The 12,024-nt window shown below is 69.2% G+C and carries 13 protein-coding genes; 4 read left to right on the top strand and 9 right to left on the bottom strand.

Annotated features, from left to right (window positions below; all coding sequences use genetic code 11):
- Window positions 1-105 precede the first annotated feature (105 nt).
- A complete protein-coding gene (locus AB0B82_RS21905) occupies window positions 106-2,508 on the top strand; it encodes a phosphoketolase family protein (RefSeq protein WP_360171347.1) in 2,403 nt (800 codons plus the stop codon).
- Here AB0B82_RS21905 and AB0B82_RS21900 read toward each other — a convergent pair.
- From AB0B82_RS21900 to sigJ, 6 genes are all read right to left on the bottom strand, one after another.
- On the bottom strand, window positions 2,497-3,114 hold the full coding sequence (locus AB0B82_RS21900) for a UdgX family uracil-DNA binding protein (RefSeq protein ID WP_360171344.1): 618 nt from the start codon (window positions 3,112-3,114) through the stop codon (window positions 2,497-2,499). The genes AB0B82_RS21905 and AB0B82_RS21900 overlap by 12 nt on opposite strands.
- Window positions 3,114-3,779 (bottom strand): DUF6766 family protein, encoded by a 666-nt coding sequence (locus AB0B82_RS21895; RefSeq protein WP_360171341.1) that lies wholly within the window; start codon window positions 3,777-3,779, stop codon window positions 3,114-3,116. Before AB0B82_RS21895 ends, AB0B82_RS21900 begins: the two co-directional genes overlap by 1 nt.
- Before the next feature lie 29 nt (window positions 3,780-3,808).
- Window positions 3,809-4,279 carry a vitamin K epoxide reductase family protein gene (locus AB0B82_RS21890; RefSeq protein ID WP_360171338.1) on the bottom strand — a complete coding sequence of 157 codons (471 nt, stop codon included), beginning with the start codon at window positions 4,277-4,279 and terminating at the stop codon, window positions 3,809-3,811.
- A gap of 3 nt (window positions 4,280-4,282) precedes the next feature.
- Complete coding sequence (locus AB0B82_RS21885; RefSeq protein WP_360171335.1) at window positions 4,283-5,194, bottom strand: DUF929 family protein; 912 nt, start codon at window positions 5,192-5,194, stop codon at window positions 4,283-4,285.
- A gap of 208 nt (window positions 5,195-5,402) precedes the next feature.
- Complete coding sequence (locus AB0B82_RS21880; RefSeq protein ID WP_360171332.1) at window positions 5,403-6,581, bottom strand: MFS transporter; 1,179 nt, start codon at window positions 6,579-6,581, stop codon at window positions 5,403-5,405.
- Between the two features lie 51 nt (window positions 6,582-6,632).
- Window positions 6,633-7,526: an RNA polymerase sigma factor SigJ gene (sigJ, locus tag AB0B82_RS21875; protein WP_360171329.1), complete on the bottom strand. Its 894-nt coding sequence runs from the start codon at window positions 7,524-7,526 to the stop codon at window positions 6,633-6,635.
- 89 nt (window positions 7,527-7,615) lie between these two features.
- On the opposite strand from sigJ, the gene AB0B82_RS21870 reads away from it, so the two are divergent.
- Window positions 7,616-8,062 (top strand): nuclear transport factor 2 family protein, encoded by a 447-nt coding sequence (locus AB0B82_RS21870; protein WP_360171326.1) that lies wholly within the window; start codon window positions 7,616-7,618, stop codon window positions 8,060-8,062.
- On the opposite strand, the gene AB0B82_RS21865 is transcribed toward AB0B82_RS21870, so the two are convergent.
- A complete protein-coding gene (locus tag AB0B82_RS21865) occupies window positions 8,052-8,681 on the bottom strand; it encodes a methyltransferase domain-containing protein (protein WP_360171323.1) in 630 nt (209 codons plus the stop codon). The genes AB0B82_RS21870 and AB0B82_RS21865 overlap by 11 nt on opposite strands.
- 80 nt (window positions 8,682-8,761) lie before the next feature.
- On the opposite strand from AB0B82_RS21865, the gene AB0B82_RS21860 reads away from it, so the two are divergent.
- Window positions 8,762-9,892, top strand: coding sequence for an acyltransferase (locus AB0B82_RS21860; RefSeq protein ID WP_360171320.1), 1,131 nt, complete (start codon window positions 8,762-8,764; stop codon window positions 9,890-9,892).
- Here the strand turns inward: AB0B82_RS21860 and lexA are convergent.
- Window positions 9,889-10,542, bottom strand: a complete 654-nt coding sequence (gene lexA, locus AB0B82_RS21855) for a transcriptional repressor LexA (protein ID WP_360171317.1) — start codon at window positions 10,540-10,542, stop codon at window positions 9,889-9,891. The genes AB0B82_RS21860 and lexA overlap by 4 nt on opposite strands.
- 93 nt (window positions 10,543-10,635) lie before the next feature.
- On the opposite strand from lexA, the gene AB0B82_RS21850 reads away from it, so the two are divergent.
- Window positions 10,636-10,791 (top strand): hypothetical protein, encoded by a 156-nt coding sequence (locus AB0B82_RS21850; protein WP_360171314.1) that lies wholly within the window; start codon window positions 10,636-10,638, stop codon window positions 10,789-10,791.
- On the opposite strand, the gene AB0B82_RS21845 is transcribed toward AB0B82_RS21850, so the two are convergent.
- Window positions 10,749-11,930 carry a Cmx/CmrA family chloramphenicol efflux MFS transporter gene (locus tag AB0B82_RS21845; protein ID WP_360171311.1) on the bottom strand — a complete coding sequence of 394 codons (1,182 nt, stop codon included), beginning with the start codon at window positions 11,928-11,930 and terminating at the stop codon, window positions 10,749-10,751. The genes AB0B82_RS21850 and AB0B82_RS21845 overlap by 43 nt on opposite strands.
- Window positions 11,931-12,024 lie beyond the last annotated feature (94 nt).

The raw sequence follows: 12,024 nt of genomic DNA, 5'->3' as shown, positions 1-12,024 counted from the left end.
GCGCGATCGAGATACCATGCTACTCGCACTCTCCAGAATGCTGCAGACCGGCACCGGGTACCAGTGCGGGCGCACGAAGAAATTCGGCGAACCCGAGGGGTGACTGTGGAGCAGATCGAGGCCAAGGCCCTGAGCAAGGGCCTGAGCAAGGGCCTGAGCAAGGCACTGAGTGACGACGAGCTGGCGGGCATCGACGCCTACTGGCGCGCGGCCAACTACCTGTCGGTCGGACAGATCTACTTGCTCGCCAATCCGCTGCTGCGGGAGCCGCTGCGGCCCGAGCATCTGAAGCCGCGGCTGCTCGGCCACTGGGGTACGACGCCCGGACTGAACCTGGTCTACGCCCACCTGAACCGCCTGATCCGGCAGCGTGAGCGGGAGATGCTGTTCGTGACCGGCCCTGGGCACGGCGGTCCGGCACTGGTGGCCAACACCTGGCTGGAGGGCAGCTGGACGGCGGCGTACCCGAACACCACCCGGGACGAGGCCGGGATGGCGCGGCTGTTCAAGCAGTTCTCGTTCCCCGGCGGCGTCCCGAGTCACGTTGCGGCCGACGTGCCGGGTTCGATCAACGAGGGCGGTGAGCTGGGCTACTCGCTCAGTCACGCGTACGGCGCGGCCGCCGACAACCCGGAGCTGCTCGTGGCGTGCGTGGTCGGCGACGGCGAGGCCGAGACCGGCCCGCTCGCGGCGTCCTGGCACTCGAACAAGTTCCTCGACCCGGCCCGGGACGGCGCGGTGCTGCCGATCCTGCACCTGAACGGCTACAAGATCGCCAACCCGACGGTGCTCGCCCGGATCGGTGACGAGGAACTCACCGCGCTGATGCGCGGCTACGGTTACGAGCCCTATCTGGTCGCCGGCTCCGAGCCGGCCGCGGTCCACCAGGCGCTCGCGGCGACGCTGGACGTGTGTGTGGACCGGATCGACGAGATCCAGCGCGAAGCCCGCTCCGGCGCCCGGACGTCGCGACCCGCGTGGCCGATGATCGTCCTGCGCACGCCGAAGGGCTGGACCGGGCCGCGGACAGTGGACGGCGAGCAGGTCGAGGACACCTGGCGGTCGCATCAGGTGCCGCTGTCCGGCGTCCGCACCAACGAGGAGCATCGGCGTCAGCTGGAGGACTGGCTGCGCAGCTACCGGCCCGAGGAGCTGTTCGACGACCAGGGCCGCCCGGTCGCGTCGCTGCTCGAGCTCGCGCCGGGGGAGCGGCTCCGGATGGGCTCCAGCCCGCACGCGAACGGCGGCCTGCTGAGCCGGGACCTCGAGCTGCCACCGGTCGAGGAGTACGCCGTACCGGTCAAGACCCCGGGCGCTGAGGACGGCGAGGCGACGCGAGTGTTCGGCGCCTTCCTGCGCGACGCGTTCCGGCTGAACCCGAACAACCTGCGGCTGTTCGGCCCGGACGAGACCGAGTCGAACCGGCTCGGCGCGGTCTACGAAGTGACGGACAAGCTGTGGCTCGGGGAGCGATGGGACACCGACCAGCACCTCTCGCCGGACGGCCGGGTGCTGGAGATCCTCAGCGAGCACACCTGCCAGGGCTGGCTCGAGGGGTACCTGCTGACCGGGCGGCACGGCCTGTTCTCGTCGTACGAGGCGTTCGTGCACATCGTCGACTCGATGGTGAACCAGCACGCGAAGTGGCTGAAGACGATCAACGAACTGGAATGGCGGCGGCGGATCCCGTCGCTGAACTACCTGCTGACGTCACACGTCTGGCGGCAGGACCACAACGGGTTCTCGCACCAGGATCCGGGCTTCATCGACCACGTGGTGAACAAGAAGGCCGAGGTCGTCCGCGTCTACCTGCCGCCGGACACCAACACGCTGCTGTCCACGATGGACCACTGCCTGCAGACCCGGAACTACATCAACGTCGTTGTCGCCGGCAAGCAACCGCAGCCGAACTGGCTGGACTGGGACCAGGCCGCGGTGCACTGTGCGCGCGGTGTCGGCGTCTGGGATTTCGCCAGCAACGACGAGGGCGATCCGGATGTCGTGATGGCGTGCGCGGGTGACGTGCCGACGATGGAGACGCTCGCCGCGGTCGATCTGCTCCGCGAGCACGTCCCGGACCTGCGGATCCGGGTCGTGAACGTTGTCGACCTGATGCGGCTGCAGGACGCCACCGAGCATCCGCACGGCCTGGTCGACGCCGACTTCGACGCGTTGTTCACCGTCGACAAGCCGATCATCTTCGCGTACCACGGCTACCCGTGGCTGATCCATCGGCTCACGTACCGGCGGCACGGCCACGACAACCTGCACGTCCGCGGGTACATCGAGGAGGGTACGACGACCACGCCGTTCGACATGGTCGTACGCAACAACCTCGACCGGTACCACCTGGCGATGGACGTCATCGACCGGGTGCCGTCGCTGCGGTCGCGGGCGGCGTCGGCGCGACAGTACTTCGTCGATCAGCGGACCCGGCACCGCGCGTACGTGACGAAGCACGGCGAGGACATGCCGGAGGTCCGCGAGTGGCGGTGGTCAGCCCAGTAGCTCGACCGCGACCTTGAGGTCGTCCACGAAGCGGCCGAAGTCGCGGCGGAACTCGTCGGACCGGACGACGGCCGAGGGGTGCACCGTCGCGACCGCCGGCCGTCCGTCCGGCAGTTCCACGGGTTTGCCGCGGTCCTGACCGACGCGGAAGGACGATCCGAGCAGCGCTCTCGCCGCAACCGATCCCATCACCACAACCAGTGCCGGCTTCACGATTTCCAGTTCGCGTCGCAGCCACGGCCGGCAGGCGGTGATCTGGCTCGCGGACGGTGTCTTGTGGATCCGCCTCTTGCCCTGCCGCTCGAAGCGGAAGTGCTTCACCGCGTTCGTGAGGTAGACTTTCGACCGGTCGATTCCGGCCTCGACGAGCGCCTTGTCGAGCAGCCGCCCGGCCGGACCGACGAAGACATGGCCTTCCTTGTCCTCGTTGTCGCCGGGCGTCTCGCCGACCAGCATCATCCGGGCGCGCACCGGCCCCTCGCCGGGCACGGCCCGCTCGGCGTCTTCCCACAGGTCACAGCCACGGCATTCGCCGATCACGGCGCGGACCCTCTTCATCCCGCCGGTACGCGGCACCCACTGCTCGGCTCCCGGGTACTTGACCATCAGCCACCACCTGTCTCGTCGTGCGGGGCGTGCACCGGCTTGGACTGCGCGGACCGTCGCTGCCGCAGGTAGATCGACCCACCGATGATCGCGGCGACCGCGAGGAACTCGCTCTGCCAGTTCTGCAGCGACTCGTACCAGAACTGACTGGTGCCCAGGTAGGCCCAGATGCCGGCCGGGGCGCCGCCGTGCTGCTGTTGCTCCTCGCTGTACGCCGCCGCACCTGTTGCCGCATGCAACCACAACGAGAGCAGGAAGACGACGCCGAAGGCGATCGCAAGCGAGTTCTCGTACAGCTTCAGGATCAGCTCGGACCCGTGCCGGACCGGCCACGGAGCCTTCGGGTCGTCGCGGTGGTCGCGGGGGTCCTCGTCCTGCGGCGCCGGGTCGTCGAGCGGGCGCGATTCCGCGGAGCCCTTCTGCACCAGGTACGCGGTCAGCAGGATGTACATGAACATCTGCAGGAACTCGGATTCCCAGTTCTCGAACACGGCCTCGCCGAACGAGGCGGACGAGACGTACTGGCCGAAGCTCTGCGCGGGCTGACCGTGGTCGGTCAGCTCGGAGTTCTCCTGCGCGTGGCCCACGAACGCCAGCCCGATCAGGAAACCGAAGAACAGAGCCAGGTTCGCCAGGAGCAGAGCCCGCAGTCGCAGCCATCGCATGCAGCCCAAGTACCCGCTGCGGGCTTATTTCATGACGTAGGCGGAACCAGCGCCGCGCGGATGATCACCAGCGCGAACAGCACCAACGTCAAGGCGTGCACCACCGTGCACCACAGGCAGATCGCGTTGATCCGGAACAGCTCGGCCCAAATCAGGTAGCACACGAACACGACGCCGGTCAGGACGCCGACGAGCCGCAGGCGGGCCGGCCACGGTGACGCCGTACGCCACATCGGCGGTACCGACAGCGCGGTCATGCCGACGAAGAACGCCAGGCCGAGCAGCGCGACCGGGATCCCGAACAGCTCCGAGTACTGGCTGCTGGTGACCTTGGCGCAGTTCACCACGCCGGTGTCCGGGCAGGCCAGCGTCGAACCGGCGGTGAAGTGCTCGTAGGTGAGGTACGCCGCCACCAGGAGACCGGCCACCGAGACGGCCAGCGTCGCCCACGGGATGACGCCGAGCGACGTTCTGGCCGGCTGGTGCATTGTGGTGGACACCGGTCAGCCCTTCGCGGCGCCGAGCTTGGCGGCCGCGGCGGTGATCGTGTCGGTGGAGCAGACGTTCGCGGGCTGGTTGTTCGTCAGCTTGCAGATGGCGGCGGTGTAGACGTTCGCCGACGCATCGACGGCCTTCGCGATCGGGTTCGACGGGTCCTTGAGCGCGTCGGCGATCTCGGCCTGCGTCTTGCCGGCCAGCAGCTCCGGGCTGTACGTCGCGCCGGAGCCGACGTACTTGCCGCCCAGGTCGATGAACGGGATCGAGCCGTCGCTCTCGACGTACGGCGGCTTGTTGTAGGTGTCGAACGTCTTCTGGTCCTCGGGCGTCGGGGTGTCGAGCGGCTTGTAGCCGTTCCCCTCGACCTCGTTGGTGGTCGTCTCGACGCCGGTGAACGCGAGGTACTGACTCGTGTACGACGCGCCGTGGAAGGACAGCGTCGCAGTGTTCGGGAAGACGTCTTCGGAGGCGGAGTGCGTGGTGCCGAGGTTGCTGAACTTCCCGAACCGGGACAGCGCCACGGTCACCGGCCAGCGCTCGGCGGCGCAGTACGGGCAGAACTCGGCGCCGATGTACAGCACCTTGGGCTTGCCGTCGGCGGTGAGCGGCGGAGCGCCGGTGATCGCGACCGGGGCGGCTTTCACCTCATCGGTGCCGACAGCCGCGAAGGTCGAGTCCGGGATCGAGGAGAGTGCGGTGATCAGGCCGGCGTCGGCCGTGCCGGAGGCGCCGGTCGCGGTCTTCTTGCCGCCGCCGACGAGGCGGATCGTGACCAGGCCGCCGACGATCACCACGACAAGAACGACCGCGCCGACCGCGAGGAGCAGGCGCCGTCGTCGCTCCGCCCGCTGCTGGGCGGCCAGCTGCGCCGCGATCCGCTCGCGAGCCGCAGCCTTCTGTTCGACGCGCCGTGCCATGTCTCTCCTCTGTTGTGTCTGAGCTCCTGATGGACAACTATCCATCGACCCCGGAAGTTCCTGCCTCTCTGTCACCGTGAGGTTACAGATCGTTCGATCAGGGTCGGACCCGGGTTCTGACCAGTGTTAACGCCGTGGATCGGCGATCGTGGCACCTGCAGTACGAGATCCCCGCCTCATTTCTGTCTGGCCACGGGCCGGAGACTGTTCAGCTTCGCGTCGTGGGAAGGATGAGCAGACCGAGCAGCAGGAGTACGGCGAGCGCGAGGTAGCCGGTCTCGAGAACGGCGACCGTCGCGACCGAGCCGACGAGCAGGGGACCACCGGCGTCACCGAGTTCGCGGCCGACCTCGGCGGCGCCCATCGTCTGACCGAGTCGCTCCGGCGGCGCGCTCGCGGTCAGCGCAGCGAACCCGAGCGGCGTGATCATCCCCGTGCCCACCCCGATCAGCGCCGCCGCGCCCAGCAGGACCACCACGCCGGACAGCGCGGTGCACACGAAGCCTGCCGCCGCCAGCAGCAGTCCGATCGCGATCCCGGTCCGCGTCGTCACTGTGCCGGCGTCGAGGGCGCGTCCGATGAGCGGCTGCACCACTGCAGCGGTGGCGGCAAGCAACGACACGGCGGCGCCGGTGGCGACGGTGCCGAGTCCGTCCGAGGCGCCGGTGACCGGCAAGAACCCGACACCGACGCTGAGCGCAGCCGTTGCGGCCGCCAAAGCCGCGGTCGGACGAAGGAATCCCGGGGCTCGGAGCCGACGGACGAGGCCCAGGACGGTCTGCCGCGTGCGCGGCAGCGGCGGCACAGCGGGTACGACGAGCAGCGCCCAGAGCGCGACGGCCGCGGCGAGACCCGTCATCGTCGCGAACAGCAGCCGGAGCCCACCGAGCCACACGAGGACTCCGCCGAGCAGCGGACCGGCCGTGTAACCGAGGCTCTTGAAGAACCCGTACGAGCCGAACGCGCGTCCGTGCCTGGCTGCCGGATTCAATCGCGCCACGAGCGCCGAGGCCGCGGGGGAGAAGGCCGAGGCCGCCGCACCCTGTCCGACGCGGGCGGCCCACAGCCAGCCGGTCCGGTCCACGAGCACGTAGAGCCCGGAGGCGATGGCGAATCCGCAGAGGCCGAAGAGCAACATCCGGCGGGCACCGATGCGGTCCGCGATCGTCCCGAAGACCGGCTTCAGGACTACTTCCGCTCCGTCGTACAGGGCGAGCAGGACACCGAGGCCGAGCAGTGAGGTGACGGCGTCGGAGGAGGAACCACCGAGGTTCGCCGCCACAGCGTGCGCACCAAACGCCGTCGTGAACCCGGCGGCGTACAGCGGCCACATCCGGTGGGTCCCAGGAGGCTGGTCGGACTGTGCGTCCGCCTGTCCGGCCGTCACGAGCCAACTGTACGGCCGAGCGCCGACCACGCCGCCGGGACGCTGCCGGAGTCAGCTCCAGGGGTGGAGCTTCTCGGGGTTCCTGATCGCCCAGATGTTGGTGATCCGGTCGGCGTTGACGTCGAAGGCGATCACGGTTTCGGTGACACCTTCGTACTGAATGACCAGGCCGGGCTGACCGTTGACGGTGCGTTCGAAAATCGTCCGGCCGAGGCTGAACACCGGCAGGTTCGTGAAGTACTCCGCCACCTCGGCGTTGCCGCTGACCGGCTCGAGGGACGCGGGGACGATGCCGCCGCCGTCGGCGACCGCGGTGACGGCCGGGTCGAGCAGGTTCACCAGCTTGGCGATGTCGGCCGACTCCCAGGCCTGCTTGAACTCGCGGACCAGCTCGGCCCGCCGTGCCGACGGCGCCGCGGGGAGGTCGGCCTCGCGGATCCGCCGCCGCGCCGACGACGCGAGCTGGCGGCACGCCGCGGGCGTCCGACCGACGATCTCGGCGACCTCCGGGAACGGGTATCGGAACACGTCGTGCAGGATGAACGCGACTCGCTCGGCCGGCGTCATCGCGTCCAGGACGACCAGGAAGGCCATGTTCACCGACTCGTCCAGCGTGACCCGGTCAGCAGGATCGACGGACTCCGCCGGGCCCGTCCGCCACTCGGTGCTCTCCGGCAGCGGCTCGGGGATCCACTCGCCGACGTACCGCTCCCGCCGCGCCCGCGCCGACCGGAGGAGGTCAAGGCAGATCCGGCTCGCCACCCTGGTCAGCCACGCCGGCGGATTGTCGATCGCCTGCTGCTCGGCCGGCGTCATCGCGTACCAGCGCGTGTACGTCTCCTGGACCACGTCTTCGGCGTCGGCCAGCGATCCGAGCAGCCGGTAGGCGAGGTTGATCAGCTGCCGCCGCTCGCTCATGATCGCGCTCAGCCCGGGCTCAGTCATGTCGGTCCTTTCGTCCATACCGGTACGACGCCGTAGCGCGGCGAACCGTGACGTCTGACAGTTCGCCCTGGCGTTTCGTCGTACCGAGCATGACCACATCGAATCTTTCAGCTGTTGCCGAAGTCGAGGTCCGGGAGCGGGTCGACGCCCTGGTGAACGCGGTCCGCACCGGTGACCTTGCCACCCTCCGGACGCTCTTCGCGCCCGGCCTGGTGTCCTTCGACATCGAACCGCCGCTGCGCCACCTCGGCGCGGAGCACAAGATGGCCAACTGGGAGCGCCTCTTCGCCTTCGTCGAGACACCGCTGGAGTACGACGTCCACGACCTGACCGTACTCGTCGAGGGCGAGCTCGCGGTCGCCTACAGCCTCAACCACATGAACGCGACGACGAAACCGGGCGGGAAGATCGACTACTGGCTGCGCTACACCGGCGTCTGGCGGAAGATCGACGGCGCCTGGCTGGTCGTCCACGACCAGGTCTCGGTCCCGACCAACTTCGAGTCCGGTACCGCCGCGATGGACCTCACGCCCTGAGGCGTGCCCGCCCGAGCACGTGCGGACCGGCCGGTGTCGGCCGGCCGGGCGGGAACTGGAAGTGCTCGAGCTCCTCGATCTCGAAGCCGGCCGCGGTGATCGCGGCCGGTGTGTCGCGGTGCGTGTGACAACCGCCGACGAACAGCGGCCAGAGCGTCGCGTCGGCGACCCGCTGCACAGTCGCGAGCCTGCTACCGGGCTCGGCCGCGACATGCTCGTAGAACCTGAGCTCGCCGCCGGAACGCAGTACCCGCCGTGCCTCGGCCAGCGCGGCGTCCTGGTCAGGCACTGAGCACAGCACCAGCGAGAACACGACCACATCTGCCGAGCCGTCCGCGACTGGCAGCCGATCCGCCGTACCGTCGACGACCTGGACGTCGACCTGCGCGGACCGCGCCGCGACCTCGGCCTGCCTGCGCAGATAGGGCTCCGGCTCGACCGCGATCACAGCACTCACCGCCGCCGGATAGAACGCGAAGTTCCCACCGTCGCCCGCTCCGACCTCGACCACTCGCCCGGCAACTCCGGCGAGCAACCGCCGCCGATGCTCCGCGGCCCCCTGCTGATCCAACGTCGGCCGCGCCCGGGCATACACCCGGGCAAACAGAGGATGCTTCATGCGTCCACCTTCTCAAACACTCCGGCGCAGCTGAGGATTGTGCACGAGCGTCTGGACCGCTGAGGCAGCATGCTGGCGGTATGGGTGTGGAGGCGCCGGGGGAACGGCTGTGGTTTCTGGACTGGTTGCGGATCGGGGCGTTGTTCGGGGTGTTCGTGTTTCACACGCTGCGGCCGTTCGACGACGGTGACTGGCATGTGAAGAACGCGCAGACCAGTGAGGGCATCTCGATCGGGATCGCGTTCCTCGGTCTGTGGGGCTTGGCGTTCTTCTTCATGATCTCCGGGTGCGCGGTGTGGCTGGCGTTGCGGTGGCGGAGCAGCGGTGAGTTCCTCAAGGAGCGGGCGATCCGGTTGGTGCTGCCGTTCGCCGTCGCGCACGCGCTGCTGTCGCCGGTGCAGTTCTTCATCGAGGAGCACCACAAGGGCCGGTCGTCGGGCTCGTACGTCAGCGACGCCCGGAGGTTCTTCAGCGACGTCGGCGGTGACGGGCCGTTGTGGCTGCGCGACACCTACCACTTGTGGTTCCTCGTCTACCTGATCCAGTTCGCCGTCCTCGGGCTGCCGATCTTCCTCCTGTTGCGCGGGCGGACCTCGTGGATCGCCGATCGGTTCCAGCGCCGCGGTTCGATCCTGCTCCTCGCCGTACCGCTGGTGCCGGTTCACCTGTTGCTGCTCGCCGCGCCGGGTCCGGAGCACGGGTGGGGCGAGTTCGTGTTCTTCTTCGACTTCTTCGTGATCGGCTATCTGGTGATGTCGGACGTGCGACTGCGTGCCGCGGTACGCCGAGACGCCTGGTACGGACTGATCCTCGGCGCCGGTGCCTTTGTGCTCGGTGTGGGCACGGGCATCATCGACTTCCTCGACGGGTGGTGGCCGAATCCGGGCTACTCCTGGCCGTACCTGTGGTACTCGCCGCTGATCACGCTGGCCGTCTGGGGCTGGCTGGTCGCGGTCCTCGGCTTCGGGCTGCGTGCGACCGCGCTGCAGCGCCCGGTGCCGCCGACGCTGGCCCGCGCGGCGATGCCGTACTTCATCGTGCACCAGCCGGTCATCCTCGCGATCGCCTACTTCGTCGTCGCGTGGAACGTGGGCATCGGGACGAAGTACGCCGTCCTGCTGCCGACCACCTTCGCCGTCTCGGCACTACTCGCCCTGCTGCTGTCGAGGGTGCCGGTCGTGTCGCAGCTCTTCGGCGTGAAGGGGCGCTAGACGCTGCGCAGCACCGACACCACGACGCCGAGGATCGTCGCGTGGTCGCCGTCGATCACCTCGTACGCCGGGTTGCGCGGCTCGAGGTACACGTGACCGTTGCGGCGCCGGTACACCTTCACCGTCGCTTCCTCGTCGATCATCGCCGCGACGATCTGACCGGAGTGCGCCTCGGACTGCTGGCGGACCACGACGATGTCGCCGTCGCAGATCGCGGCGTCGACCATCGACTCGCCGCGGACCCGCAGACCGAACACGGTGCCGCGGCCGGTCAGCCCGCGGGGGAGTTGCAGTACGTCGTCGACGTGCTCGACGGCCGAGATCGGCGTACCGGCTGCGATGTCACCGACGACCGGCACTGGCACGTTGTCGTCACTCGCGGACCGCGCGGCCGGCTCCTGGAGGAACATCCGGACGTCGATCGGCCGCGAGACCGACGGGCTGCGGCGGAGGAAGCCGCGCTCCTCCAGCGCGGCCAGGTGCTTGGAGACCGACGAGGACGACCGCAGGCCGACCGCCTCGCCGATCTGCCGGCTGCTCGGCGCGTACCCGTACCGCGTCACCCAGTCCCGGATCACCACCAGGATGCGTTGCTGCCGCTCCGAGAGCGCGCCGGTGTCGAGGTCGCCGAACAGGTCGAGATCAGTCACCGCGGAATCCTAGATCGCGGCGCACCGGAAACCGCGGTGCGACCCGCACCATGGGCCAGGCTGCGGAAAAGAACTGGCCGTCGACCGGGGGCGATGGACCTGGTCGGCCCGCTGCTCGAAGCGTGGCGTCCGGTCGAGCTGAGATCGCAGGTCGTGCACGGGGATCTGCCCGGCCCATCGACCTGGACCGCGGAACTGCGCGCGGGCTACGCGCCGGTCATCGACGTGGCCCTCTCGTACGCCGGCTGAACGGCCCGCGCGCGGATCGCGAGCGGAAGGCTACCGAGGGCAAGAACCGCGAGCCCGGCACCGATCCAGCCGACTGCCGGATAGCCGGCGCCCGCGTCCAGAGCCAGTCCGCCGAGCCATGGGCCGAGCGTGATGCCTACGTTGAAGGCTGACACGTTGAACGCCGCGGCGAGCGTCGGCGCCGATCCTGCCACGCTGAAGACGCGGGCGTTCACCGCCGGGTTGGTGGCGAAGCCGAAGGTGCCGATGCCAACGATGGCGATGACGGCGAGCCACGGTGTGCTGGTGGCGAGCGCGAGCACGATCGCGGCCACGATGACTCCGGCCAGGCTGACGGTCAGCGTGCTGAACGGGCGCCGGTCCGCGGTACGCCCGCTGACGGTGATACCGATCAGCGCGCCGACGCCGTACAGCGCCAGCACGACCGGGACCCACCACTGCGCCAGACCGGTGGTTTCGGTGAGCAGGGGAGCGAGGTAGCTGAAGATGACCAGGACGCCGCCGGTCGACAGCGCCGTCGTCGCGTACGCGAGCCAGAGCCGTGGCTTCCGCATGGTGCGTACTTCGGCTCGCAAGGCGGGAACGTTGTGACCGCGACCGCCCGGGATCGTCGCCAGGACGCCCGCGATCGCGAGGGCGGACAGCGCTGCGACCGCCCAGAACGCCGATCGCCAGCCGAGGTGCTGACCGAGCAGCGTTCCGGCGGGCAGCCCGACGATCGTGGCCACGGTCAGCCCGCCGGCCAGGATGCTCATCGCCTTCGCGCGGCGGTCCGGTCCGGCGAGCTCGATCGCCGTCACCGACGCGACCGCCCAGAACCCGGCGTACACGAACGCGCTCGCGACCCGGGTCGCGAGCAGCACGCCGTACGACGAGGTGAGCGCGCCGGCCACGTGGGTGAGGGCGAAGATCACCAGGAACGCCAGCATCGCCGCCCGCCGCGACCAGCGCAGTGTGGTCGCGGCGAGAATCGGGGCACCGACGAGCATGCCGACCGCGAACGCGGAGATCAGCAGACCCGCGGCGGGGATCGACACACCGAGATCGGTCGAGACCTCGGGCAGCAGGCCGGCGAGCATCAACTCGGACGTGCCCTGAGCGAAGATCGCCAGGCCGAGCAGATAGACAGCGCGAGGCATGAAGGTCCTCTCGTGAAGGCTGAGTGGTGCAGGGCTGGGTATTGAATCAATCAGTACAGAATGTGGGCGGTGGAAAGCGCGGCCGGCGCGGAAG

It is taken from the genome of Kribbella sp. NPDC048915, assembly GCF_040649595.1.
In the GTDB taxonomy this organism is placed as follows: Bacteria; Actinomycetota; Actinomycetes; order Propionibacteriales; family Kribbellaceae; genus Kribbella.
This window is presented reverse-complemented; position numbering and strand designations above follow the sequence as displayed.

Coding starts and splice junctions, on each gene's coding strand:
- AB0B82_RS21900 (WP_360171344.1), bottom strand. CDS start 3,114: ATGGTCAAGTACCCGGGAGCCGAGCAGTGGGTGCCGCGTACCGGCGGG.
- AB0B82_RS21895 (WP_360171341.1), bottom strand. CDS start 3,779: ATGCGATGGCTGCGACTGCGGGCTCTGCTCCTGGCGAACCTGGCTCTG.
- AB0B82_RS21885 (WP_360171335.1), bottom strand. CDS start 5,194: ATGGCACGGCGCGTCGAACAGAAGGCTGCGGCTCGCGAGCGGATCGCG.
- sigJ (WP_360171329.1), bottom strand. CDS start 7,526: ATGACTGAGCCCGGGCTGAGCGCGATCATGAGCGAGCGGCGGCAGCTG.
- AB0B82_RS21870 (WP_360171326.1), top strand. CDS start 7,616: ATGACCACATCGAATCTTTCAGCTGTTGCCGAAGTCGAGGTCCGGGAG.
- AB0B82_RS21865 (WP_360171323.1), bottom strand. CDS start 8,681: ATGAAGCATCCTCTGTTTGCCCGGGTGTATGCCCGGGCGCGGCCGACG.
- AB0B82_RS21860 (WP_360171320.1), top strand. CDS start 8,762: ATGGGTGTGGAGGCGCCGGGGGAACGGCTGTGGTTTCTGGACTGGTTG.
- AB0B82_RS21850 (WP_360171314.1), top strand. CDS start 10,636: ATGGACCTGGTCGGCCCGCTGCTCGAAGCGTGGCGTCCGGTCGAGCTG.
- AB0B82_RS21845 (WP_360171311.1), bottom strand. CDS start 11,930: ATGCCTCGCGCTGTCTATCTGCTCGGCCTGGCGATCTTCGCTCAGGGC.